This is a genomic window from Flavobacterium sp. ZE23DGlu08, assembly GCF_030505335.1.
In the GTDB taxonomy this organism is placed as follows: domain Bacteria; phylum Bacteroidota; class Bacteroidia; order Flavobacteriales; family Flavobacteriaceae; genus Flavobacterium; species Flavobacterium algoritolerans.
Genome location: NZ_CP130045.1, coordinates 3,236,418 through 3,260,274 on the forward strand (window position 1 = coordinate 3,236,418; position 23,857 = coordinate 3,260,274).

Annotated in this window: 20 protein-coding genes and 1 pseudogene; 6 read left to right on the forward strand and 15 right to left on the reverse strand. The window is 33.9% G+C overall.

Going from position 1 to position 23,857, the window contains the following annotated elements; translation table 11 throughout:
- Positions 1-65: 65 nt before the first annotated feature.
- The 9 genes and pseudogenes from Q1W72_RS14195 to Q1W72_RS14235 all read right to left on the reverse strand — a co-directional run bounded on the left by Q1W72_RS14195 (position 66) and on the right by Q1W72_RS14235 (position 10,312).
- Positions 66-452, reverse strand: coding sequence for a hypothetical protein (locus tag Q1W72_RS14195; protein WP_099714884.1), 387 nt, complete (start codon positions 450-452; stop codon positions 66-68).
- Positions 453-617: 165 nt separating this feature from the next.
- Positions 618-1,148: a hypothetical protein gene (locus tag Q1W72_RS14200; protein WP_302135959.1), complete on the reverse strand. Its 531-nt coding sequence runs from the start codon at positions 1,146-1,148 to the stop codon at positions 618-620.
- 30 nt (positions 1,149-1,178) lie between these two features.
- Positions 1,179-3,065 (reverse strand): IS1634 family transposase, encoded by a 1,887-nt coding sequence (locus Q1W72_RS14205; protein ID WP_302134830.1) that lies wholly within the window; start codon positions 3,063-3,065, stop codon positions 1,179-1,181.
- Positions 3,066-3,261: 196 nt separating this feature from the next.
- Positions 3,262-3,768, reverse strand: a pseudogene (locus Q1W72_RS14210) (alpha/beta fold hydrolase); the annotation flags it as partial.
- 22 nt (positions 3,769-3,790) lie between these two features.
- Complete coding sequence (locus tag Q1W72_RS14215; RefSeq protein WP_099714888.1) at positions 3,791-5,566, reverse strand: long-chain fatty acid--CoA ligase; 1,776 nt, start codon at positions 5,564-5,566, stop codon at positions 3,791-3,793.
- A 183-nt stretch (positions 5,567-5,749) separates the two neighbouring features.
- Positions 5,750-6,193 carry a hypothetical protein gene (locus Q1W72_RS14220; RefSeq protein ID WP_099714889.1) on the reverse strand — a complete coding sequence of 148 codons (444 nt, stop codon included), beginning with the start codon at positions 6,191-6,193 and terminating at the stop codon, positions 5,750-5,752.
- A 57-nt stretch (positions 6,194-6,250) separates the two neighbouring features.
- Positions 6,251-8,536, reverse strand: a complete 2,286-nt coding sequence (locus Q1W72_RS14225; RefSeq protein ID WP_099714891.1) for a GH92 family glycosyl hydrolase — start codon at positions 8,534-8,536, stop codon at positions 6,251-6,253.
- Positions 8,537-8,744: 208 nt separating this feature from the next.
- A complete protein-coding gene (locus tag Q1W72_RS14230) occupies positions 8,745-9,341 on the reverse strand; it encodes an HD domain-containing protein (protein ID WP_302135961.1) in 597 nt (198 codons plus the stop codon).
- Between the two features lie 83 nt (positions 9,342-9,424).
- Positions 9,425-10,312 (reverse strand): YitT family protein, encoded by an 888-nt coding sequence (locus Q1W72_RS14235; protein ID WP_099714895.1) that lies wholly within the window; start codon positions 10,310-10,312, stop codon positions 9,425-9,427.
- Between the two features lie 176 nt (positions 10,313-10,488).
- Here Q1W72_RS14235 and Q1W72_RS14240 point away from each other — a divergent pair, with 176 nt between their 5' ends.
- Positions 10,489-10,932 (forward strand): hypothetical protein, encoded by a 444-nt coding sequence (locus Q1W72_RS14240; protein ID WP_099714897.1) that lies wholly within the window; start codon positions 10,489-10,491, stop codon positions 10,930-10,932.
- Between the two features lie 98 nt (positions 10,933-11,030).
- Positions 11,031-12,749 carry an adenylate/guanylate cyclase domain-containing protein gene (locus tag Q1W72_RS14245; RefSeq protein WP_302135964.1) on the forward strand — a complete coding sequence of 573 codons (1,719 nt, stop codon included), beginning with the start codon at positions 11,031-11,033 and terminating at the stop codon, positions 12,747-12,749.
- A 63-nt stretch (positions 12,750-12,812) separates the two neighbouring features.
- On the opposite strand, the gene Q1W72_RS14250 is transcribed toward Q1W72_RS14245, so the two are convergent.
- The 3 genes from Q1W72_RS14250 to Q1W72_RS14260 form a co-directional block, all read right to left on the reverse strand.
- Complete coding sequence (locus Q1W72_RS14250; protein ID WP_282731637.1) at positions 12,813-13,574, reverse strand: LuxR C-terminal-related transcriptional regulator; 762 nt, start codon at positions 13,572-13,574, stop codon at positions 12,813-12,815.
- A 446-nt stretch (positions 13,575-14,020) separates the two neighbouring features.
- Positions 14,021-14,491, reverse strand: a complete 471-nt coding sequence (locus Q1W72_RS14255; RefSeq protein WP_302135966.1) for a DUF1905 domain-containing protein — start codon at positions 14,489-14,491, stop codon at positions 14,021-14,023.
- A 199-nt stretch (positions 14,492-14,690) separates the two neighbouring features.
- On the reverse strand, positions 14,691-15,797 hold the full coding sequence (locus Q1W72_RS14260; RefSeq protein WP_302135969.1) for a two-component regulator propeller domain-containing protein: 1,107 nt from the start codon (positions 15,795-15,797) through the stop codon (positions 14,691-14,693).
- A gap of 303 nt (positions 15,798-16,100) precedes the next feature.
- On the opposite strand from Q1W72_RS14260, the gene Q1W72_RS14265 reads away from it, so the two are divergent.
- A complete protein-coding gene (locus Q1W72_RS14265) occupies positions 16,101-17,102 on the forward strand; it encodes a transposase (protein ID WP_099714043.1) in 1,002 nt (333 codons plus the stop codon).
- A 131-nt stretch (positions 17,103-17,233) separates the two neighbouring features.
- On the opposite strand, the gene Q1W72_RS14270 is transcribed toward Q1W72_RS14265, so the two are convergent.
- Positions 17,234-17,692: a DUF4375 domain-containing protein gene (locus Q1W72_RS14270; protein WP_302135971.1), complete on the reverse strand. Its 459-nt coding sequence runs from the start codon at positions 17,690-17,692 to the stop codon at positions 17,234-17,236.
- A gap of 115 nt (positions 17,693-17,807) precedes the next feature.
- Here Q1W72_RS14270 and Q1W72_RS14275 point away from each other — a divergent pair, with 115 nt between their 5' ends.
- A complete protein-coding gene (locus tag Q1W72_RS14275; RefSeq protein WP_302135917.1) occupies positions 17,808-19,346 on the forward strand; it encodes an IS1182 family transposase in 1,539 nt (512 codons plus the stop codon).
- Positions 19,347-19,581: 235 nt separating this feature from the next.
- Here Q1W72_RS14275 and Q1W72_RS14280 read toward each other — a convergent pair whose 3' ends face one another.
- On the reverse strand, positions 19,582-19,941 hold the full coding sequence (locus Q1W72_RS14280) for a hypothetical protein (RefSeq protein ID WP_302135972.1): 360 nt from the start codon (positions 19,939-19,941) through the stop codon (positions 19,582-19,584).
- Between the two features lie 119 nt (positions 19,942-20,060).
- Here Q1W72_RS14280 and Q1W72_RS14285 point away from each other — a divergent pair, with 119 nt between their 5' ends.
- Complete coding sequence (locus Q1W72_RS14285) at positions 20,061-21,599, forward strand: IS1182 family transposase (RefSeq protein WP_302135917.1); 1,539 nt, start codon at positions 20,061-20,063, stop codon at positions 21,597-21,599.
- Positions 21,600-21,967: 368 nt separating this feature from the next.
- On the forward strand, positions 21,968-22,969 hold the full coding sequence (locus Q1W72_RS14290; RefSeq protein ID WP_099714043.1) for a transposase: 1,002 nt from the start codon (positions 21,968-21,970) through the stop codon (positions 22,967-22,969).
- A gap of 137 nt (positions 22,970-23,106) precedes the next feature.
- Here Q1W72_RS14290 and Q1W72_RS14295 read toward each other — a convergent pair whose 3' ends face one another.
- A complete protein-coding gene (locus Q1W72_RS14295; RefSeq protein ID WP_302135974.1) occupies positions 23,107-23,787 on the reverse strand; it encodes a hypothetical protein in 681 nt (226 codons plus the stop codon).
- Between the last annotated feature and the right edge of the window lie 70 nt (positions 23,788-23,857).

Genomic DNA, 23,857 nt, shown 5'->3' on the forward strand with positions numbered 1-23,857 from the left:
TGATTTTTTATTTAAACTAAAAAACTCCCCATAAAATGAGGAGTTTACTGGTGTGTTTTTATATTTTATTTTAGTTTCCCATTAACCAGAGCAATTACTGCTCCTACTAATGCGGCCATAACAACAGTGATTACAACATCTAACCCCATAGTTTGATAATTGATTTCAGCTGTCATAGAATTCATAAAGAAATTACTGTATAGGGACATGAATAATCCAATAACGGCACCGGCTTTTAAACCTGTCGCTACATTCGAAATTCCGGCCCATTTCGTAAAAATGTAAGAGACGAAAAATCCAAAAGTCATGCATCCTAAAAATATGAATAGCATGTTTTCATTTCCATTAGTAGGGAATGAGTTTTTAAATAGGATTCCGTAAAACAACCATCCTAATAGAAATTCGACGATACCACCTACAATGCCCGAAACTAAAAAGTTTTTTACATTCATAATGTTTGGTTTTATTGGTTAATACAATAAAGGTATTAAAAAATAACAAAATAACAGATAAAGTGTTAAAAAACAATTGAATATGAAATAAGTGGTTGTGTTTTTGTTTTAGATTAAAAAAAAACTCATCAGCAATTGATGAGTTTGTATTATTTCGAATAAAGTCTATCCTTTTTTAAACTCCCCGCTATCCACATCTTTCAAGAACTTGATTACGCCCGGAAAATAGGTTTTTGGGTCATCGTATTGCGAAAGATGACTTCCGTTAGGGCAAAACAGGAAACGTCCGTTTTGAACTTCGTTAGCAATCCATTTCATGTGTTCGGGATCCATCGTGTCGTATTTAGAACCAATACTCAAGGTAGGAACCGTCAGGGTTTTTAGTCTGGCTTTGACATCCCAATTTTTAAGTGTAGCGTTTCCAGTGATACCAAATTCACTATGGCCTTGCATATACACATATACATTTGGGTTAATGTGTTTGAAGCATCTGTTGATGGATTCTGGCCATTTCTCCAGTGGCATTCTCAAAATATGTTCGGTATAGTAATGTTTGAAAAGCAATTCACTGTATTTTGGATTATCAAAATCATTATTGTTCTCGATATCCTGCAATTGTTTTAGGATTTTAGGATCCATTTGCGGTGCCAGCACGTCTTTTGCGTAAGCGTTATATTCCGCTGCACTCGCCATCATATTGGAGATAATTAACCCAACTTGCAGACTTTAGCTTGTAAACCTTTGTTTAAAAAGGAAATCTTGTTTTAGGATTTCAGATTTGGGGACTACAAATTTTTTCCTGGTAAAGGGACATTTTTTATAGTTTAGGGCTAAGTAAATTTCCTTTAGTTTAGGGCTTGGCTCTGAACATTTCTTAATTTCGATTGTGTTTTCAAGTACATCTTTTATCTCTGTTGTAACTAACTTTTGAGTATTTGCAATTCTCATAATTTCTTGCCAATCGTGATTTATTTTTTTTACTTTTAGTTGATATCTAATCGTATTTACGATCCAATAGGCTAACAATCCAAGGTTTAAATGTGCCATAGTTGACTCATCGTTCTGATGATAAATAGGTCGTAAATCCAAGTCTGTTTTTAACGTTCTAAAAGTACTTTCAATTTCTCGTATGCAATTGTATATTCTCCAAATTGTTTGCTCATCCCTTTCTTTTAGAGACGTTTTTATAAAATAAACGCCATGTTCTTTTTTCTGATTTATTTGACTTTCTTTGACCTCCCATTTCATAGAAGTTACCTTGCTCGTTTTTTGGTCAACCAATAAATCAATTTGGTAATGCTTGGCTATTGAGGGATATTTTTGTTGCAATCGCCCTATTTTTTGATTTATAATTTCTTGCTTTTTTATCCCCGATTTTTTGGCTAATCCATTGGCAAGTTTGGTTAATGTGTCTTCATAAAGGGTTTTAAATTTGCGATTCATTGAACGTTCTTTCATTGCTTTCATGTCGCTTTTCACCTTGAAAACACACTGATTTTGTTCTTCACCTTCAATTTCATTCAGCTCTATTTTCTGATTTTTTTTGTCATAAACTATTGTAGGGATTTCATTTTTTAAGGCATATTTTTTGGGTTTAGTACGGCTTACACATAAATAATCATATCCTTTTTCTGTCACCAATTTCAAGTTTTCGTCAGTGGCAATACCAGCATCCATAATCACCAAAGCCTTTTTTGTGGACTCACTCGTAGCCTCACGAAGGCTATCAATCATATCGGACAAGGTCTTGCAATCGGCCATATTCCCTTGGTAGATATTGGAATATTTCAAAAAGCCTTCTACATTTACAACAGCTGCCAAAACAACTAGTTTGGCATCGGTTCGCTTTTCCTTGCTACGTCCGTACTGAGCTAAATCACTGTTCTTTTTCTGACCTTCAAAATAGGTATTGGTTAGGTCATACAAATAAAATTTATCTTCAATATCAAATAATTCATTGGTCTTTTGAGACAAATATTTTTCCATCTCATCTTTAACTTGATACAAATTTAAGGCAGATTGATATAATTTATCCTTTGTTATTTTTTTGATAGGATAAGCGGTTAATTCACAAATAGCCGAATTTTCTTTTATCCATTTACTGGTTCTGTTTTCGCTCGCGGGATAAACGGCTCTGCTTATAATTTGAGTGAGTGCCAATTGAACTTGTTCTTCCGGCCAATTTTTATCCAATAAAAACTGGTCTATTTTTAGTTGCTTCAATGTTTGCAAACTCATCCATTCACCTCCTAGTTCACGTGCTTCAGTGTGTTTTAGTGTGTTCAAATCTACACTGTGAATGTCTTTTTGGGAAGAATGAGAATTATCTATTTTGTTTGATTTTAGTATTTTGGAATACAATTCATCAATATACTCCCAAAGATGTTCTTGAAAATCATCTTCAAACAAGCTGTTTTTTCCATTGAGTTTTTCAGTCAATTTTTTCTGGATATAATTCAATTCCTCAGCCGTTAAATGGTCTATAAATCCAGCAGTTACAATAGTTCTGTTTCTAACAATATCGTTTTGATCACGAAAACTCTCTACCAATCGGTAGTAGGATTCCATTTTGCCTGTTTCAGGATTTCGACGAAAAGTAGATTTGAAATACATTTAGTAAAAATCGGAAATATCCCCATTAAAGACAAGATTTGCTGGGGACTACAAAACGGAATTTACCTAAAAAACACCTGTTTTGAATACAAAAAATACCAATTTTTAAATAAAAACTTACAGAAATGATTGTTAAAATGATGTAATTAACAATTAATTAACTTTTATCGTCATTCAACCCTGCAAGTTGGGTTAAGCCTTTCAGGTTTTTTTGGTATTTCAAAGCGTATTCCATTGCGAGGATTCCGCCCCAAGATTGTCCCATCAAGTAAAAGTTAGAACTGTCCAAGCCTAATGCGATACGTACTTGCTCCACTTCCTCCACAAAACGTTCATTGGTCCACAAACTATTGTCATTGGGTTGGTCACTGTAATACGAACCCAACTGGTCGTAATAAATGTATTCAATGCTTTCGTTAGGGAAATAGCCGTCAAAAGATTCGTATAATTCATGCGTCAATCCCGGTCCACCGTGAAGCAACAACACTTTTATTTTCGGATTATTGCCCACTCTTTTTGTCCAAACGTTGAAGGTCCCTTTTGGTGTTTTAATCGGAATCATTTTGATACCGCCAGTCAGCTGGTCGTCTCGTTTGGAAAAGTCTAAATAATTTGCCTTTATGGAATCTTCCTTTGGTTTTTCTTTACAATTAGAAAAAAAGAACACACTTATAACAGAGCAAATTAAGACTTTTAGTTTCATAATAGAGCGGTTTTTTCAAAGGCTAGTTGTAGATTTTATGGAATAAATCAATGTATTTCTCCATCACTATTTTTCGTTTTAGTTTTAGAGTAGGAGTAAGCTGTCCGCCTTCAATAGACCAAATATCCGGTGTCAATTCAAAACGTTTTATTTTCTCCCAATTTCCAAATTTTTCATTTAAGCTGTCAATTTCTTCTTGAATTCGAGCAATAACTTTTTCGTTTGAGACGATTTCTTCATTGCTTTTTCCAACATCAATTCCATGGATAACACCCCATTCTTTAATAAAATCAAAACTTGGTTGAATGAAAGCTGCCGGCATTTTTTGTCCGTCACCAATTACCATTATTTGTTCAATGAAACGAGATTGTTTCATCGTATTCTCAATTAATTGTGGCGCAATGTATTTTCCTCCAGAGGTTTTGAACATTTCTTTTTTACGGTCCGTAATTTTTAAGAATCCTTCTTCGTCAAAAATTCCGATATCGCCAGTATGAAAATAGCCGTCAGTAATTACTTCATTGGTCAGTTTTTCGTCTTTGTAATAGCCCATCATTACGTTTGGTCCTTTACAAAGGATTTCACCGTCTTCCGCAATTAACACTTCTACATTATCAATTACTTTACCCACAGTTCCTACTTTGAAACCGTGATTTCTCATATCATTAACAGAGATTACAGGTGACGTTTCGGTTAAACCATAGCCTTCCATTACCGGAATTTCTGCTGCAGCAAAAACTCTCGCTAATCTAGGTTGTAAAGCGGCACTTCCAGAAACCATCAAATCAAGGTTTCCACCCAAACCTTCTTTCCATTTACTGAAAATCAGTTTGCGGGCAATTTTGAGTTGGAACTCATACCAAAATCCATTTTTGCCATAAGGCTCATAGACTAATCCTAAATCAATTGCCCAAAAGAATAGTTTCTTTTTGATACCGGTTAATTCCGTTCCTTTGGCATAAATTTTATCGTATACTTTTTCCAAAAGTCTTGGAACCGCAGTAATTACTGTTGGTCTAACTTCTTTTAGATTGTCACTAATTTTATCAATTGATTCCCCAAAATATACCGAAACTCCGTAATATTGGTATAAATACAAAATCATTCTTTCGAAAATATGGCAAATAGGAAGGAAACTCAACGCACGGCTTTTTCCAGCTTCAAAAGGAATTCTGGAAGCACTGTCCAGCACATTTGAGACAATGTTTTTATGCGAAAGCATAACTCCTTTCGGTTTTCCGGTGGTTCCCGAAGTATAAATTATAGTCGCTAAATCTTCTGTTTTTACATTGTTTTTACGGTCTTCAACTTCACTTTGATTGCCTGTGTCTACACCATGAATCAATAATTCATTCCAGTTTTTGCAACCTTCAATTTCGTTGAACGAATAGACTTCTTTTACATTCGGAATTTTATTTCGAATCAAATTTACTTTGCGCAGTACTTCGGCATCCGATACAAAACAATATATGGCACCGGAATGATTCAGGATATATTCATAATCATCTTCGGAAATGGTTGGGTAAATAGGAACGGTTTGCGCGCCGGTTTGTAACACACCAATATCCATAATATTCCATTCGGTTCTATTATTAGTAGAAATAATGGCAATTTTATCGTCTTTTTGAACATTCATTTTCAAGAGCGCCCTCGAAACAGCATTGGCTTTAGCGATGTATTCTTGAGTAGAAGTTTTTATCCAAACTCCATTTTGCTTAGTTGTTAAAGCATCTGGAATTGAAGTATATTTATCTTGTTGATAATAGGGAAAATCAAAAAGTCTGGTTATAGAAGTCATTATTCGAATGTTGAATTGACTCGCAAATTAAATAAAAATTAATAATAATTATTAATTTTCAAAAATTAAATGGAAAATTAAACCAGAATTATTCCATTTTACGAAAACGTTTTCTTGAAATAAAGTTTAAGATACTGATTTTAAGCTAAAATGTTCATACCATATGAATTTTGGATTAATAGATTACTCTACATAATCTTTGCTTCTGTCTCCTAAGATGAACATTTTCTTTTTTTGAAAATGGATAGAAAAATGGGCATTTGTCCAATCTTCTGAGGTTTCCATTTCTGAACTTGTGTCTTTGTTTTTGTACCAAAGCGTGTATACCGCATAGTTAAATCCTTTTTGGTATTTCGGAGTGCCATTTTCAAAACATTCCATTCCCCAAAGGATAGTGGTTTTTGATAAATCCAATACCTGAAAAACACCGGTTCCATCGGGGTCTAATTGTACGATAGGTTCTGTAAGGCCTTCAAAAAGATAGGTTCCCGTTATGGGATAATCAATGTTTGTGGTAATATAATGCATTCCGTCTTTTGCGGTTATTTTTTCAACTTTATTCTGAGCATTTGCAGTGACTACAAATAGAATTAATGGAATTATAAATACGGTAACTAATTTTGTCATTTCGTATAGTTTTGGTTTTTCAACAAATAGTTTTTTTTGGATTCGGTGCCATTAGCTTTATTTTTTTGTTGGCTTTGGACTCATATAAAAAGTGATTTTTGAACCGTTGGTAATGTCAGCATGTTTGATAAATAAACTGTTTAATGGTTTTCCGTTCAACAGCACTTTTTTCACATAAACATTTTTATCACTTTGGTTCATCGCTTCCACAGTAAATGTTTTTCCATTTTCTAAAGTCAGGGTTGCATTATTTACCAATGGCGAGCCTAAACTGTATTCATCAGATCCCGGCGCTACAGGATAGAAACCCAGTGAAGAGAATATATACCAAGCACTCATTTGTCCGCAATCATCGTTTCCTCCTAAACCATCGGGAGTAGGTTTGTACTGCATGTTCAAAATTTTACGCACTTGGGATTGCGTTTTCCAAGGTTCGTCTGTCCAATTGTAAAAATAAGCCACATGATGCGCAGGTTCATTGCCATGAACGTAACCGCCTATGATTCCTTCTCGGGTAATATCTTCGGTTTCTGCAAAAAATGAATCTGGCAAATACATTGAAAACAGGGTATCCAATCGTGATGCAAAAGATTTTTTGCCACCCATTTGAGTGACTAATTGAGTTGGATCCTGCGGTACAAAAAAGCTGTAGTTCCAGCTATTGCCTTCTATAAAACCTTGACCGTGGGTGCTCAAAGCGTCAAATTCTTTTTTGAAGGTACCATCAGCTAATTTTGGACGCATAAAACCAGTTGTTTTATCAAAATTGTTTTTCCAATTTCCGGAGCGTTTTATAAATTCATTGTATACATCAGTTCGGTTTAGTTTCTTGGCGATTTGTGCAATACACCAATCATCATAAGCATATTCTAATGTGTTTGAAACAGATATGCCACTTTTTTCGGCAGGAATGTAACCCAAATCAATATAGCTGCCTATGCCTTCATAATTGCGGTGGTTTGCTGTAGTGATACAGGCTTCCAAAGCTTGGTTTTCATCTCCATTGTAAGTTCCTTTTATAATGGCATCCGCAATTACAGAAACACTATGATAGCCGCTCATACACCAGTTATCATTGGAATAATGAGACCAAATGGGTAACATGTGCAAGGCACTTTGATTGTAATGTGCCAGCATGGATTTTACCATATCATTGTTACGTGAGGGTTGGATTATATTGAAAAAAGGATGCAATGCCCGATAGGTATCCCAAAGTGAAAAAGTACTGTAATTGGTAAAACCGTCTGCTTGGTGAGTTCCTTGATCCAGTCCTTTGTATTGTCCGTTTACGTCCGTGTAAGTTGTTGGATTTATGAAAGTATGATACATGGCGGTGTAAAAATTCACTTTGGTATCTTCTGATGCAGTGATATTGATTTTATTCAATTCTTTGTTCCAAATTGCTTGTGCCTGGTCTTTTACTTTTTCAAAATCCCAATCTTTAATTTCTGCCTGCATATTTTGCAATGCGTTTTCTTGGCTAACCGAGGATAAAGCGAATTTTATTTTTATTTTTTCGGATTCTTCTGTTTTGAAATCAAAATACATTCGTATTTTTTTTCCGGCTATTTCAGGGAAATTTTTGGTTTGGTCGAACTTGCCCCAAAATCCTCTATACGGCTGTTTAGCATCATAATTTTTTTGACCATATTCTTTAAAAGGTTTAGAAAATGACATGGCAAAATAAACCGTTCGGGTTCTTGCCCAGCCATTCGTTTGTCTGTAACCGGTAATCAAAGTGTCATTAATAACTCTCACATAGGTCCAAACATCTTTTTGATCGTAATTATAAATTCCGGCCATTAAGTCTAAAATGATATGACTTTCGTCCGATTTTGGAAAAGTATATTGATGCATACCAACTCGAGTTGTAGCAGTCATTTCGGCTAAAATACCGTCATCATCCAGTTTAACTTTATAATAGCCGGCTTCGGCTTTTTCGTTAGCATGAGAAAACGCGGAGCGAAATCCACTTTTTGGGTTTGCAGCAGTTCCAGGATTCAACTGCAATTTTCCTTGTGTTGGCATAATTAGAAAATCTCCAAGATCAGAGTGTCCTGTTCCACTTAAATGCGTGTGACTGAAACCTACAATAGTCTTGTCTTCATATTTGTAACCGGCGCAATATTTATAAACGTCTCCGTTGTATTTGCCATTAAGTTCGTATGAAATAGTATCCGTTTCCGGGCTTAGTTGCACTGCTCCAAAAGGAACTGTTGCACCAGGATAAGTATGCCCCATTTTTTCGGTACCAATGATTGGCTTAACATATTTTACTAAATTTTGTTGTGCTTGGGTAAAAGAAAAACTGTAGAGTAAGGCAAATAGGAATATTTTTTTCATGGGATAACTGCTAAATTAGTTTCGGGAGTTAATGCGAATTAAGTATTGCATTCAAATCTAACTAATCGTAAGTTTTTAAGCAAATATTAGGACTATTTTACAGTAAAAACTTCGTCACGCAATGATACTATTCGTTCAGAATTATTTTTAGACCTGCATTTAAAATAAAATTACAGCCATTCATTTAGGAATACCAACTAAGTCGATTTTATCTCTTTTCTAATTTTTTCCTTTCAATCAGTTCTTTAAGATTCTTTTCTTTTACGGCAGTTCTATTTTGAATGCAATAGTCGGTATGATAAAAGTGCGATTGGAGAAAATTAATTTGCATGTCGTTCCATTCTTCCAAGCTGAGATTTGGATTATAATGTTTCAATTCCAAATAGAGTTTATTTCCGATGCGCTCAAAATGATTGGTACCCAAGTATTCGACATCGGCATCTGCAAGTATACATTCTAATTTGGTTTTTGGTTGTTGCGGAATTATCGTGGCTCGTATCATGCCGGCAATGATTTCAATTTCTTTTTTGGTATATCCAAAATCTGGCAACTTTTTTTCAGCAAACCGAATGCTTTCTTCTTCATGCCCCTCATTAATTCCGTTGATAAATCCCGCATCATGAAACAATGCCGCCGTTTTAACAAGCAGTATATCTTCCTCAGTTGTATTATCTTGTTGCGCAATATATTCCGCTGCTTCCAGCACATGTTGCGTGTGTTTCCAATGGTGATAAATGAGAAAAGGAGACAATTGTGTTTTTAAACAATCCATGACATTGGTATACAAAAGATTCCAGTTTTTCATATTTACAGCACAATTAAATTTAAAAATAGGGTATAGGTCCTGAAAGCATCTCTGTGAGATTTTCATTTCATGGATTTTCGATACTAGTGTTTTTGTTTGTTTCTTAAAATTCCGCCGCTGGCTTCTTTGATGTATTGAATAAACATAAAAGCATTGGGGTCTAATTTCCGTATCTCATCTTTGATTCTAAGCAATTCAAGTCGCGTTACTACAGTGATGATAATGTCACAATCTGTTTTTAAATCGAAAGTATCAGGTAAATAACCCCGTTCCCCTTTAATTATTGTAATTCCTTTCCCGAATTTTTTCACAATTAATGATTTAATAATTTCACTTTTGGATGAAATGATGTGTAAGGAAGTGTATTGTTCTAAGCCGTGCGTTATATAATCGAGGGATTTTATAGCCGAAAAATAAGTGACAATTGAGTACAATGCTGTGCCAATACCAAAAGACCAAGCTGCAGCCAAAAACAATAAAGTATTCATCCCAAAGATAACTTCGGATACATTGAGCCCGATTTTTCGGGTAGTTAATAAAGCCAAGATTTCTACACCATCAGCAGTGGAACCACTCCGAATGCACAAACCCATCCCGATACCAATAAGGCAACCGCCGAATAAAGCAATTAAAAGTCTGTCTGTGGTAACTGCTTCAATATGAATAAAAGTCATACTGGCGGCTAGTAATAAAAAAGTCATCAAGCTTTGTAATGCAAATGTTTTTCCCAATAATCTTTTTCCTAAAAACAAAAACGGTATGTTTAAACCCAAGACAAGAATTCCAAATGGCAGATGGGTAATTTCATGTACAAGTATCGAAATCCCTATAATACCGCCATCCAAAAATTTATTGGGTATCATAAATCCCTTTAGTGCCAATGTAATGAATACTACGCCCACTAAATTTAGAATTATATTTTTTGGATGAAATATTTCTTTCCAGTCAATGGGTTGGTGGTCAATATTCATAAGAATGAATTTGGATTAAAATCCTTTAAATATACTACTTTATTTTAAAAAATAAATATTATATTTACCTTATAATTAGATAGTTACCTCAAAATATCGATTCTTTGGTTTCCCCAGCCATTTTTAAATTAATAGTTTTCTGAATCAGAATTTATTAACCTTTAAATATAGTAATCATGGCAAAGCCTGTAGTAATCACATTGACCGTTCAAACTGCTAATCTTTATGGAATGAATGCTCCATCACAATCTCAAATTGATGGTTGTTGCACATTATCGGATGATAATTCCGGAAGTTCTTCAAATGGAACTCCAGAAGATTTTAAATCCTATGTATTTATCAATAATAATGTAAAGTGGGTCGGTGTTTCAAGGGATTCGGGATACTCTGTGGCAATCAACAGTATTGATTATGAATCCAAATCCAATGATGTTAATTTTTTTGACAGTCCTACTATTTATGGATCGGGAGGAAGGTCCGGAAACGCATCTGCCAATGTCAAAAATGATTCTAGTTTGCTTGGTAAGTTGGATATTTACAACATCAATTTTAGCGTTTATGATTCCGGTAATTCTTCAAAAACATTTAGCATAGATCCTAAATTAGCCATAAATCCGTAATGGAATTGAATTTTAAATATTCTTTTAAAATTGCTCTTTTTGTTTTTTTTGTGCACTTAAGTATTTTAGCCCAGGAGCAAAAAGTCGCTGATAGCCTTGTGAAAATTTATCAGAGAGGGAATATTGAAAATGCTGAAAAATTAGAATTACTCCGGAATTTATCTTTCAATGAAGTGAATAATCTCAGGCTGTCGCTAAGATATGCAGAGGAACTTATTGCGCTGTCAAAGTTAGAAAACAACTATTTATACCTGCACAGAGGGTATTTTCAAAAAGGAAATAAACTCAGACTTATAGGAGATTTGAATAAATCCTTAGATGCTTTTTTTAAAAGTGAGGCCGCAGCAAGCAAAGCAAAATATAGTGCGGGTCAAGGAACTGCTTATTCGTCTATTGCCGATGTATATTCGGTTATGGGGAATTCTAAAAATGCCTATATCTACTACAATAAAGCAATCAAATTATTAAGAAAGACGGATAATTCCATTGGGTTAGCGTCTGCTTTATTAAATATGGGCGATGAATATTTTAAAAACAAGAAATATGATTTGGCATTAAGGAATTTTAAAGAGTCCGGTGAAATTTTCAAGAAAGCCGATTATTTGATTGGAACTGCCTATAATTTAGGAAACATTGGAATGGTCTATGCCGAGCAGGGAAAAGACGTTTTGGCCATGAAATACATGAGTAAAGCCATAAAAATTCTGGAAGAACTAAAGGATTATTATGCGATTTCAGATTACCTGACCTATATGTCAGCTATCTATTTAAAACAAAATAATCAGACTGTTGCGCTCAATTATGCGCAGAGAAGTCTGGAGTTAGCTCAAAAATATGGATTGAAAGACCAAATCAGTAATTCAAATCTTAAACTTTCTGAGCTGTATCAAATATCCGGAAATCCCGTTGAATCGTTTAAGCATTATAAGAATCATATTCTTTATCGAGATAGTGTCACCAATCTCAAATCGGTTCAGCAAATGGCTGATTTGCGAACGAATTTTGAAGTTTCCCAGAAACAGATTGAAGTCGATTTGCTCAACCAAGGAAAAAAAAACCGACAGATTATTGCCATTTCATCCGCGATTTCATCGGGACTGGTTTTCTTACTTGCTTTTGGAATGTTCAGAAGGTATAAATTCATAAAGAAAACCAATGTAATTATTGAAGAGGAAAAGAATCGGTCAGACAGCTTGTTGCTAAATATTCTTCCTGAAGAAACGGCTCATGAGTTGAAACAAAATGGCAAGGTACTCGCCAAAAAATTCGAATCGGTATCGGTATTATTTACCGATTTTGAGGGATTTACCCAATATGCAGAAAAACTACCGCCAGAAAAATTAGTGGAAAGTGTCGACTATTATTTTTCAAAATTTGATGAAATCATGGAGAAATATGATTTAGAGAAAATCAAAACAGTTGGTGATTGTTACATGTGCGCGGGAGGTTTGCCTTTTCCAACAGAAGACCATGCTTTTAAAATGGTACAAGCGGCTTTTGAAATTGCCACATTTGTCAGAGATTCAAAAAATAATAATCCTTTAAATCATACTCGTTTTGAAATTCGCATCGGAATTAATTCGGGCCCCGTGGTAGCCGGAGTAGTCGGTACCAAGAAATTTGCGTATGATATTTGGGGAGATACCGTAAACATTGCTTCCCGGATGGAATCTAATTCAGAGCCCGGGAAAATTAATGTATCCGAAAACACGTATGAACTCATTAAAGACCGCTTTGATTGTGATTACAGAGGTGAAATTGAAGTTAAAAATAGAGGGACGATGAAAATGTATTTTGTAAACAATCCCACAACTTAAAGCGTTGGGAATTATTCTATTTTTCTCTAATAGCTCTGCTTTTAAAGACAAATCGAATAGAATTTATAATAAGCCTTGTAATGTACTTTTTCTAATTAATTGGGCGGTATTTCGGGAGTTGGATTTCTTTAAAATATTTTTGCGATGCTGTTTTACGGTATTGACACTGATAAAAAGTGTTTCGGCAATTTCATTGTTGTCAAAACCTTCTGCAATTAGCTTAATGATATCAATTTCTCTTTTTGAAAATTCTGAAAAGCATTGGGTATCTTCAAAAACATCAATATTCATATAGGAAGGTTCGCCTTTTAGCCCTATCATGGAATATTGGTAGGTGTTGTTTTTGGTCAAATGATCGATTCTGGTATGAATATTCAATGATTTTCCAAATCCACCTTTTGGATCTAAAGTAAGAATAATGGCTTGATGATTGAGCATGCAATATTCCCCATTTTTCATTCGACTTCTAAAACTGTAATTCATTTTATAGTTAGTCAATCTTTCCGGACCTATGTTAGTATAAAAAAAATTAAGTATTGAAGCTTCGGCTTTTACTATGAAGTCAACATCGTCAGGATGTATTGTTCCAAGAATATCATTAAAAGATACGGTTTCCGGGTCAAATCCATGAATATCTGTTATAGCTGGACTAACGTTCGATAAAGACATATCATAAAAATCAATGATGTAATAATAAAATGGACCAGAGCTTATTATCGAACTGGCAATTTCGTCAAACTTTATTTGTGGTAATAAAGTATTCTCGTTGGCTCTTTTTTGAGTACTAATCCAAACCGAATGAAGTTTTTGTAGTTCTTGGGTCATGTCTTAGGTTTTTGACATAAAATTTTGCTAAAAATACAATTATTTTACGGTTTAAAGAAAAATAAATGAGGTTTTGAAAAAGAAGAACTGATACTGAAATTTTTATTTAGCAACAAAACTCCGCTAACGATTGTGGTATATCAACGCGTTAAGATAGGAATTCCTATCCAATGCATAACAAGCATTATTGCAACTGTTATTCCGAAACTACATAAACAAAGAAGTCGCCAATACGTAGATCTTCCATACCCATATTTCCAAACTTTCTCGCCAGTTTCTTTTCTGTTTTCTTTCAAAGTAAATTTCGATAGTATGTACGTTGAAGCAACAAAAATAAATATTGCAATTATCCAAAATGTCATCATAAACGATTCTTTTATTAAAGTTATAAATTTACGATTTTTTTCTTAAAATTAGTGCTAACAACGGTTTAGGAGCAGTTTTTTTTAATTTAACTGTTCAAGTGTTGCAATAAATTTCACAATTTTTTCTACTTTCTGATTTTCAGTAGCAGATGAATTTATGTTTTGAATTATTTCATTTTGTTCCTCAATTTTGAGTTTTTTGAATATATTTAAAACTTCAGCATCCTTAAAACATTCAAAAATCATTTCATTTTCATTTTTTTTTTCAGTGTTTTCATTTACAAGATAAAGCGTGACGTTTACGAATTCTCCACCTCTTTTCCCTATAAAGTTTCTAATTTCCGAGTTCAAAGACATTTTTTTGTCTGAATTTTTTAAAGGTGCTAAGTTTTTACTATTTATTTCGTAATCATCAATTTTTCCTGACACTTTTAAATCGCCCCATTTTCCTTTTATATTTTTAGTATTTGGTATAATAAGATGGTAAGTCCAAGCACCGTTTCCTGGAATATATTGGATTTCCAATTTTTCATTTTCTACTATAAAATTCATAGTTCAAATTCAAAGATTTTTAAATTTCATTCTTTTGCTTTGCAGAGGAAATAGTACTGGTAACGTTTCGCCGCTTGGCGAGGTTGAGAACTTCGTAACCGTTTATTTTCTGCTAAAGATAAAATTTCTTGCGAAATGTAAACGTGAATTTACTACAAAACTCGCAATCTTGCCAAACGGCTGTTAGCAACAGTTATTTTTACTTCGTCCAAGGTTCTTTTTCTTTAGCATTCATAATTTTTTGTCCATCATAAATACTTATTCCTTGCCAAGTGCCAAACCAAAGTTGGCCTTTGTGGTCCTCAAGTATACTTTGAACCACGTTTGTGGTTAATCCGTCTTTAGTTGTGAATTGGGTGAAATTTGTTCCATCGAAACGATACACGCCATAACCTTCTGCCGTAAACCATATATTACCTTTCGTATCTTCACAAAAATTATATGTTTCTAGACCTTCAATAATTCCTTCCTTTGTGAAGTTAGTGTATGTTTTACCATCATATTTACTCACACCACCATTAAAAGTACCAATCCAAATATTTCCTTGCTTGTCTTCTAAAATATCAAAGACATTATTGTCGGTAAGTCCATTTTTAGTAGTTAAATGAGTAAACTCCCCGTTCTTGTATTTGAAAATTCCATTTCCATCGGTAACAAACCACATCGTTCCATTTTTGTCTTCTAAAAATTGAAAAACCAATTTATCAGATAACATAGGTTTTGGATTTTCAACCTTTGTTTCAGGTAAAATAAAAGGTGTGAATTTTTTACCATCAAAATGACTGACGCCTTCGCCATTACTAACCCAAATCAAACCTTTTTTATCAATACAAATACTAAAGATTTCCTCTTTTTGAAGACCGACTTCTGTCGAGTATGTCGCAAATTTCTCACCATCAAATTTTACTAGTCCAGTAGAAGTTGCAAACCAAACATTGCCAGCCTTGTCTTCAACAATTTCATAAACAACTTTCAATGGGCGAAGTCCTTCGATTGAAATTTTTTGAAGTGTTTGCCCATCATACCGGATAATCCCATTTCCATTTGTTCCAAACCAATAATTCCCTTTTTTGTCTTGATACATTGTCCTTACAAACTCTCTTACCATACCATTTAAGTTGGTGTGAATTTGCGGAAAGGTCGTGCTTTGTTTTAAAATGAGTGGTTGGGTGTTTACTTGTTTTTCTATTGAATCAGTAACAGATTTTTCTTTTACTTGTCCTGTGCAGGCTGAGAATTGAAATGTCAGAAGAACCAAAAGTAAATTTCTTACTTTGAATAAAATCATTATACCAGTGTTTGTCATATTGTTGGTTTTATAATTGTTGCTAACGTCTTGGTACTACAGCGGGTTTGGTACTAAATTAAGACCATTCTTCGGATTTGCCACCCGAGCCTTTACTTTGTGTTAGAGTAAAAAACATTAAATTTATTCAAAGGAAAGCAGAGGTGAACTTTCACCCGAGCTAAGCTTAAGACTTAACTATCGCATTAGTCCTCTGCCTTCTCCTTGAACCCGTTGAATTGCTTCAAATAGAATGATAGACATCAAGGTCTAATAAAGGCTCTAAAGAAGTTCAACATTTTTGTTTATCCTAAATCCAAAGTTATGAAAAACTATTTATTTTATGTGGGTATTGATATTTCAAAACTAAAATTAGATATCACTATTCTTGATGTTTCTTCTTTGAAATCGGAACATTTTGTTGTTGAAAACAACATAAAAAGCATTAGTCTGTTTGTCAAAAATCTAAGCAAGAAGATTGACATAAATCAAACTCTTTTTTGTTGTGAAAACACAGGGGTTTATACCAATCATCTTTCGTCTGCTTCAATGGATTTAAAGTTAGATTTATGGATTGTCCCAGCCGTTGAAATAAAAAGATCAAAGGGGATTTCAAGAGGAAAAACCGATAAATCAGACGCTAAAGATATTGCCTATTACAGCTATAGAAATATTGACAAACTCAAACTTTTTACTTTGACAGCTATAGACATTCAAAAACTAAAAATTCTGTATACCGAAAGAGAAAAAATGCTTAAATCATTATTGCTTTTAGAAACAACTAAGGAAAATAAGGGTTTTGCAAGTAAAGAAGTTTTCAAGGAAGTATCATCAATCAATCAAAGTTTAACCAAAACCATTAGAAATGCTATCCGCAAAATAGAAACCAAGATGAAAGAAATCATCAAAGCAAATGCTCAGTTGAACAAACAGACTCAACTCATCAGAACCATTCCTGGAATAGGGGAACAAACCAGCATATATTTAATCATTGCCACAAAAGGATTTACGGCTTTTAAAAATTGGAGACAATTTGCCTGTTATTCTGGAGTTGCCCCATTTGAATGCAGCTCCGGCTCTAGTATAAAAGGCAGGACTAAAGTAAATCATATGGCTGATAAAAAAATAAAATCCTTGCTGCAAATGTGCGCTATGACCACATTGAAGTATGATCCTCAATTAAAAGAATATTACAATAAGAAAAAGGCTGAAGGAAAAAATTCTATGCTTGTTTTAAACAATATTAGATGCAAACTTATAAGCAGGGTTTTTGCTGTCATTAACAGAGAAACTTCATATATAAACACGTATAAATTTGCATCGTAGTTTTAACAATTTTTACTTGTTTTTCATCATAGAATGCGATAGCGAACAGGCGAAGCAAATCATCACAAATACAAAACCAATTTCAAATTAAGCCTAATACCCAAATTGCTTGTAGCGTGTGTTATGCAACGTTATTCTTCCGTTATACTTCCGTCTTTGTATTTATAAAATTCGGTATCCAGTTTATTTAGTTCGGCGCTTATTTTGTCGTCATATAATTCTTCAACATCTCTTTTCCTTAGCTTTTCTATAAAATCAATTTCGGATATATTATTAGGATTGATTAGGTTAATTGCGCTTTCAAGAAGTTTGGCAGTTTCAACTTTTCCAATTTTTTTCAGTGCCTTTAAAGTTTCATAACAATTTTGACCAGAATTTATAAAGTATTGATTAAAGCCTCCATTATTAACTTCCATTTCTAATTCTTCAATGTTTGCTTTTGGATTAAGTTTATCAACTTCAGTTCTTTTTAGTTGAGTTTTCACATTTTCATAAGTATCAACTTTTCCGCTTTCGGATGAATTCTTTTGTGCGCAACTTGAGAAAGTCAATAATAAAAGTAAAAGTTGAATTTTAATCAAATATTTCATAGAAGCAGTTTTTTATAATGTTGCATAACGTCAGTCTGTGAAAAAACCTCCGTTGTATTATCATCAAATATAACAAAATACTAGTATAAAAAGAAGATTTTTCGTATTTTTAAGAATGCAACATATCACAGGTATTTCCCGTCAACAAATGCGTTTTTCAAGTTTAGAAGACACTATAAGTCCCGATAATCAGGTGCGATTTATAGATGCCTTTGTCGAATATATTGACCTCTCTAAACTCGATTTTGCTGTAAAAACGCTCAAGACCGAAGGTCGCCCAAGTTTCAATAGTAAAGTATTTCTAAAGATGTATTTATACGGTTATCTCAACGGAATCAGAAGTGGCCGTGATCTAGAAAAGGAATGTTTGAGAAACATCGAAATGCAATGGCTTTTAGAGGATATTCGTCCCAATTACCACAGCATCTCAGATTTTAGAAAAGACAATCCTATTGCTTTGAAAAAATTATTCAAACTCTATGTTCTCTTTTTAAAAGATTCTGACTTAATAGGCGGTGAAACTATAGCTATTGATGGCACCAAAAGTCGCGCGCACAATAGTAAGAAAGCCAATTTTAACCAAAAGAAAATAGACAAACACTTAGCTTATATTGAAGCTAAGACCCAAGAATACTTGGATACCTTGGAAGAAAATGACGGCAAAGATAATCCAGCTATAATCCAAAATATCCAACAAAAGTTAGACCGATTGAAAGGGAACAAATTGCGTTATGAGCAACTGGAAGAAAAACTAAAAGCAAGTGGCGAGCCTCAAATAAGCACAACTGACAGTGATGCCAGAGCATTACTAGTTCAAGGACAAGTAGTTGAAATTTCGTTTAATGTTCAAGCCGCAGTCGATGCTAAAAATAATCTTGTTGTAGCCACGCACACCATCAATAAGAATGATCGCAGTGCTTTGTCAGCTATTGCCATAGAAGCCAAAGAGAATCTGGGTATCGAAACCTATACTGCATTGGTCGATAAAGGTTACCATAATGGCAAACAAATAGAAATCTGCAAACAAGCCAACATAACTACCATTGTAGCACAGCCTGAACAAGGAAAAAGTAACGAAAACGGTACGACCAAGGCTTATTTGGTAGCCCAATTTCAATACGATCACGACACCGATACTTATACTTGCCCACAAGGCGAAACACTAAAAACTACAGGCAGTTGGCATAAGAAAACTACAGATAAAGACAGTTATAATTTTAAAAAATACCGAACCCCAAAATGCAAAGAATGTCCCGTAAAGCATTTATGTACAAGTAGAGCTGCAGGCAGAGAAATCGACCGAAGCCAATATGCCGATGCCGTAGAAGAAAACAACAAGCGTTACCATGCAAATGCGCAGTTGTACCGCATGAGGCAAGAAATTAATGAACATATTTTTGGCACCATCAAACGACAATGGGGCTATAACCATACCAACTTAACGGGATTAGAAAAAGTAAACGGAGAACACAGCCTGATTATGCTGGTGTATAACATCAAACGCAGTATCAATATCCTAGGCGTTCCCGATTTGATTGCCAAACTCAAAAAATGGAACTCACCCTACAAGGCAAAAGTCTTGTTTTTGCTAAAAACGAGTTATTTAAAGCTGAATTTAGAGTTCTTTTTTTCCAGTTTAAAATTAGCAGCCTAAAAAAGACCTTTCTTAAAAGGCTTTCTTTTGGATTGTAGAAAAGGAAAAATTGAAGATTTTAACGCAAAAAAGAGGTTTTTTCACAGCCTGACGTTCCGCCGCTTCTCGTCAGTTGCGAACTTCGGAACGAATTATTTTCCACTAAGATAATATTTCTTGCGAAACGTTAAGGTGAACATACCACAAAATTCGCAATTGCGAGAAACGGCTGTTAGCAGTAGTACGTCTTAGTACCTTAATCTTTGAATTGAATATTATTACACTTATTTTCTTCATACCATTTTAACCAGCCTGCTTTATCTTCTTCAAATATTCCATAAGGATAAGTTCGGGCATAATTCGCCATAGATTCAAAATTAACTTTCGCATATTTTGAGATAAACTTCAGTGATTTATGAAATGATTCATTTTGACTTTTAGTTTCCAAATTTTCAATATTCTGAATATTTTCAAAGTAAACTTTTTTGAAGGCTAAATTTTCATTACAAGGTTTGTCTTCCACCGAACTTTTTGTATTCGAAGATGAACACGAAATAAATAGTAACAACGTTATCGCAAAGGTTTTAAAAATGATGTTTCTTAGTTTCGGATTCATTCTCGTATCAGTTTTTTTAGTATTACCGCTAACGTCAGTCTGTGAAAAAACCTCCGTTGTATTATCATCAAATATAACAAAATACTAGTATAAAAAGAAGATTTTTCGTATTTTTAAGAATGCAACATATCACAGGTATTTCCCGTCAACAAATGCGTTTTTCAAGTTTAGAAGACACTATAAGTCCCGATAATCAGGTGCGATTTATAGATGCCTTTGTCGAATATATTGACCTCTCTAAACTCGATTTTGCTGTAAAAACGCTCAAGACCGAAGGTCGCCCAAGTTTCAATAGTAAAGTATTTCTAAAGATGTATTTATACGGTTATCTCAACGGAATCAGAAGTGGCCGTGATCTAGAAAAGGAATGTTTGAGAAACATCGAAATGCAATGGCTTTTAGAGGATATTCGTCCCAATTACCACAGCATCTCAGATTTTAGAAAAGACAATCCTATTGCTTTGAAAAAATTATTCAAACTCTATGTTCTCTTTTTAAAAGATTCTGACTTAATAGGCGGTGAAACTATAGCTATTGATGGCACCAAAAGTCGCGCGCACAATAGTAAGAAAGCCAATTTTAACCAAAAGAAAATAGACAAACACTTAGCTTATATTGAAGCTAAGACCCAAGAATACTTGGATACCTTGGAAGAAAATGACGGCAAAGATAATCCAGCTATAATCCAAAATATCCAACAAAAGTTAGACCGATTGAAAGGGAACAAATTGCGTTATGAGCAACTGGAAGAAAAACTAAAAGCAAGTGGCGAGCCTCAAATAAGCACAACTGACAGTGATGCCAGAGCATTACTAGTTCAAGGACAAGTAGTTGAAATTTCGTTTAATGTTCAAGCCGCAGTCGATGCTAAAAATAATCTTGTTGTAGCCACGCACACCATCAATAAGAATGATCGCAGTGCTTTGTCAGCTATTGCCATAGAAGCCAAAGAGAATCTGGGTATCGAAACCTATACTGCATTGGTCGATAAAGGTTACCATAATGGCAAACAAATAGAAATCTGCAAACAAGCCAACATAACTACCATTGTAGCACAGCCTGAACAAGGAAAAAGTAACGAAAACGGTACGACCAAGGCTTATTTGGTAGCCCAATTTCAATACGATCACGACACCGATACTTATACTTGCCCACAAGGCGAAACACTAAAAACTACAGGCAGTTGGCATAAGAAAACTACAGATAAAGACAGTTATAATTTTAAAAAATACCGAACCCCAAAATGCAAAGAATGTCCCGTAAAGCATTTATGTACAAGTAGAGCTGCAGGCAGAGAAATCGACCGAAGCCAATATGCCGATGCCGTAGAAGAAAACAACAAGCGTTACCATGCAAATGCGCAGTTGTACCGCATGAGGCAAGAAATTAATGAACATATTTTTGGCACCATCAAACGACAATGGGGCTATAACCATACCAACTTAACGGGATTAGAAAAAGTAAACGGAGAACACAGCCTGATTATGCTGGTGTATAACATCAAACGCAGTATCAATATCCTAGGCGTTCCCGATTTGATTGCCAAACTCAAAAAATGGAACTCACCCTACAAGGCAAAAGTCTTGTTTTTGCTAAAAACGAGTTATTTAAAGCTGAATTTAGAGTTCTTTTTTTCCAGTTTAAAATTAGCAGCCTAAAAAAGACCTTTCTTAAAAGGCTTTCTTTTGGATTGTAGAAAAGGAAAAATTGAAGATTTTAACGCAAAAAAGAGGTTTTTTCACAGCCTGACGTTCCCGCGCTACACGCAGTTTGGGATTAAATTAAGCCCATTATTCGGATTTGCCACCCGAGCCTTTACTTTGTGTTAGAGTAAAAAACATTAAATTTATTCAAAGGAAAGCAGAGGTGAACTTTCACCCGAGCTAAGCTTAAGACTTAACTATCGCATTAGTCCTCTGCCTTCTCCTTGAACCCGTTGAATTGCTTCAAATAGAATGATAGACATCAAGGTCTAATAAAGGCTCTAAAGAAGTTCAACATTTTTGTTTATCCTAAATCCAAAGTTATGAAAAACTATTTATTTTATGTGGGTATTGATATTTCAAAACTAAAATTAGATATCACTATTCTTGATGTTTCTTCTTTGAAATCGGAACATTTTGTTGTTGAAAACAACATAAAAAGCATTAGTCTGTTTGTCAAAAATCTAAGCAAGAAGATTGACATAAATCAAACTCTTTTTTGTTGTGAAAACACAGGGGTTTATACCAATCATCTTTCGTCTGCTTCAATGGATTTAAAGTTAGATTTATGGATTGTCCCAGCCGTTGAAATAAAAAGATCAAAGGGGATTTCAAGAGGAAAAACCGATAAATCAGACGCTAAAGATATTGCCTATTACAGCTATAGAAATATTGACAAACTCAAACTTTTTACTTTGACAGCTATAGACATTCAAAAACTAAAAATTCTGTATACCGAAAGAGAAAAAATGCTTAAATCATTATTGCTTTTAGAAACAACTAAGGAAAATAAGGGTTTTGCAAGTAAAGAAGTTTTCAAGGAAGTATCATCAATCAATCAAAGTTTAACCAAAACCATTAGAAATGCTATCCGCAAAATAGAAACCAAGATGAAAGAAATCATCAAAGCAAATGCTCAGTTGAACAAACAGACTCAACTCATCAGAACCATTCCTGGAATAGGGGAACAAACCAGCATATATTTAATCATTGCCACAAAAGGATTTACGGCTTTTAAAAATTGGAGACAATTTGCCTGTTATTCTGGAGTTGCCCCATTTGAATGCAGCTCCGGCTCTAGTATAAAAGGCAGGACTAAAGTAAATCATATGGCTGATAAAAAAATAAAATCCTTGCTGCAAATGTGCGCTATGACCACATTGAAGTATGATCCTCAATTAAAAGAATATTACAATAAGAAAAAGGCTGAAGGAAAAAATTCTATGCTTGTTTTAAACAATATTAGATGCAAACTTATAAGCAGGGTTTTTGCTGTCATTAACAGAGAAACTTCATATATAAACACGTATAAATTTGCATCGTAGTTTTAACAATTTTTACTTGTTTTTCATCATAGAATGCGATAGCGAACAGGCGAAGCAAATCATCCCAAATACAAAACCAACTTTCCATTGAGCCAATTGCCCAAATCCATTGTAGTAGCTGTTACCTGCCTTTTTAATTATCGTTTCTTCATAATTAAATATTGATTTCTTTTAATATTTCGTATATCATTTTCAAGAATATCAATAATTTTTTTACTTTTTAAATTGGTATTATGGTTGTAATTGATGTTGTATAATCTCTTGTCCTTAAAATTATCAGTTTCATTTTGTAATTTAAAATTATCAAAATATTTCTCAACGATTTTATTGTTTACGATAAACTTAAAGTTTTGGTGATATGAATGATCTCTAAATATTGGACTTGATATTTTTTTTCCATTTATGAAGGATTCATATTCGAAATTCTTTACTTTTTCTTTTTCAATAGCATTTGTGTTTTCAAAGTAAATTTTCCACAATTCATCTTCTAAAATTTCAATTGCCGAATATTCAAAACAACTATTTATTTTGTTTAGAAATGTTTTACCTTTTTCTTTCCAAAATACAAAAACTGGTTGATTGATTAATTCATCTCTACACAATTCTTGTTTTTCTCTTTCATTTAATTCAGAAATGTCAAATGTGATTTCAGAACCAACACTATAGCTTTCATAGATACAAATTGTGTCAATTTTCTTTTCAATAAGTTCTTTGGTAAAATTTGAAACTAATTTGTCGAGATTGTCATTTGGAATATATTGAGTCTTTCCAATGTAGCTTACAAATAAAAAAACTAAAACTATTATATTTTTCTTCATTATCTTGATTTGATACTCTTCCCATCGGTTTAAAATGGAAGGAAACGTCTTGGCACTACAGCGGGTTTGG

Bases quoted from the DNA above. Each gene is read 5' to 3' on its own strand.
- Q1W72_RS14195 (WP_099714884.1), bottom strand. From the start codon at position 452: ATGAATGTAAAAAACTTTTTAGTTTCGGGCATTGTAGGTGGTATCGTC.
- Q1W72_RS14200 (WP_302135959.1), bottom strand. From the start codon at position 1,148: ATGATGGCGAGTGCAGCGGAATATAACGCTTACGCAAAAGACGTGCTG.
- Q1W72_RS14205 (WP_302134830.1), bottom strand. From the start codon at position 3,065: ATGTATTTCAAATCTACTTTTCGTCGAAATCCTGAAACAGGCAAAATG.
- Q1W72_RS14215 (WP_099714888.1), bottom strand. From the start codon at position 5,566: ATGACTTCTATAACCAGACTTTTTGATTTTCCCTATTATCAACAAGAT.
- Q1W72_RS14220 (WP_099714889.1), bottom strand. From the start codon at position 6,193: ATGACAAAATTAGTTACCGTATTTATAATTCCATTAATTCTATTTGTA.
- Q1W72_RS14225 (WP_099714891.1), bottom strand. From the start codon at position 8,536: ATGAAAAAAATATTCCTATTTGCCTTACTCTACAGTTTTTCTTTTACC.
- Q1W72_RS14230 (WP_302135961.1), bottom strand. From the start codon at position 9,341: ATGAAAAACTGGAATCTTTTGTATACCAATGTCATGGATTGTTTAAAA.
- Q1W72_RS14235 (WP_099714895.1), bottom strand. From the start codon at position 10,312: ATGAATATTGACCACCAACCCATTGACTGGAAAGAAATATTTCATCCA.
- Q1W72_RS14240 (WP_099714897.1), top strand. From the start codon at position 10,489: ATGGCAAAGCCTGTAGTAATCACATTGACCGTTCAAACTGCTAATCTT.
- Q1W72_RS14250 (WP_282731637.1), bottom strand. From the start codon at position 13,574: ATGACCCAAGAACTACAAAAACTTCATTCGGTTTGGATTAGTACTCAA.
- Q1W72_RS14255 (WP_302135966.1), bottom strand. From the start codon at position 14,491: ATGAATTTTATAGTAGAAAATGAAAAATTGGAAATCCAATATATTCCA.
- Q1W72_RS14260 (WP_302135969.1), bottom strand. From the start codon at position 15,797: ATGACAAACACTGGTATAATGATTTTATTCAAAGTAAGAAATTTACTT.
- Q1W72_RS14265 (WP_099714043.1), top strand. From the start codon at position 16,101: ATGAAAAACTATTTATTTTATGTGGGTATTGATATTTCAAAACTAAAA.
- Q1W72_RS14270 (WP_302135971.1), bottom strand. From the start codon at position 17,692: ATGAAATATTTGATTAAAATTCAACTTTTACTTTTATTATTGACTTTC.
- Q1W72_RS14275 (WP_302135917.1), top strand. From the start codon at position 17,808: ATGCAACATATCACAGGTATTTCCCGTCAACAAATGCGTTTTTCAAGT.
- Q1W72_RS14280 (WP_302135972.1), bottom strand. From the start codon at position 19,941: ATGAATCCGAAACTAAGAAACATCATTTTTAAAACCTTTGCGATAACG.
- Q1W72_RS14285 (WP_302135917.1), top strand. From the start codon at position 20,061: ATGCAACATATCACAGGTATTTCCCGTCAACAAATGCGTTTTTCAAGT.
- Q1W72_RS14290 (WP_099714043.1), top strand. From the start codon at position 21,968: ATGAAAAACTATTTATTTTATGTGGGTATTGATATTTCAAAACTAAAA.
- Q1W72_RS14295 (WP_302135974.1), bottom strand. From the start codon at position 23,787: ATGAAGAAAAATATAATAGTTTTAGTTTTTTTATTTGTAAGCTACATT.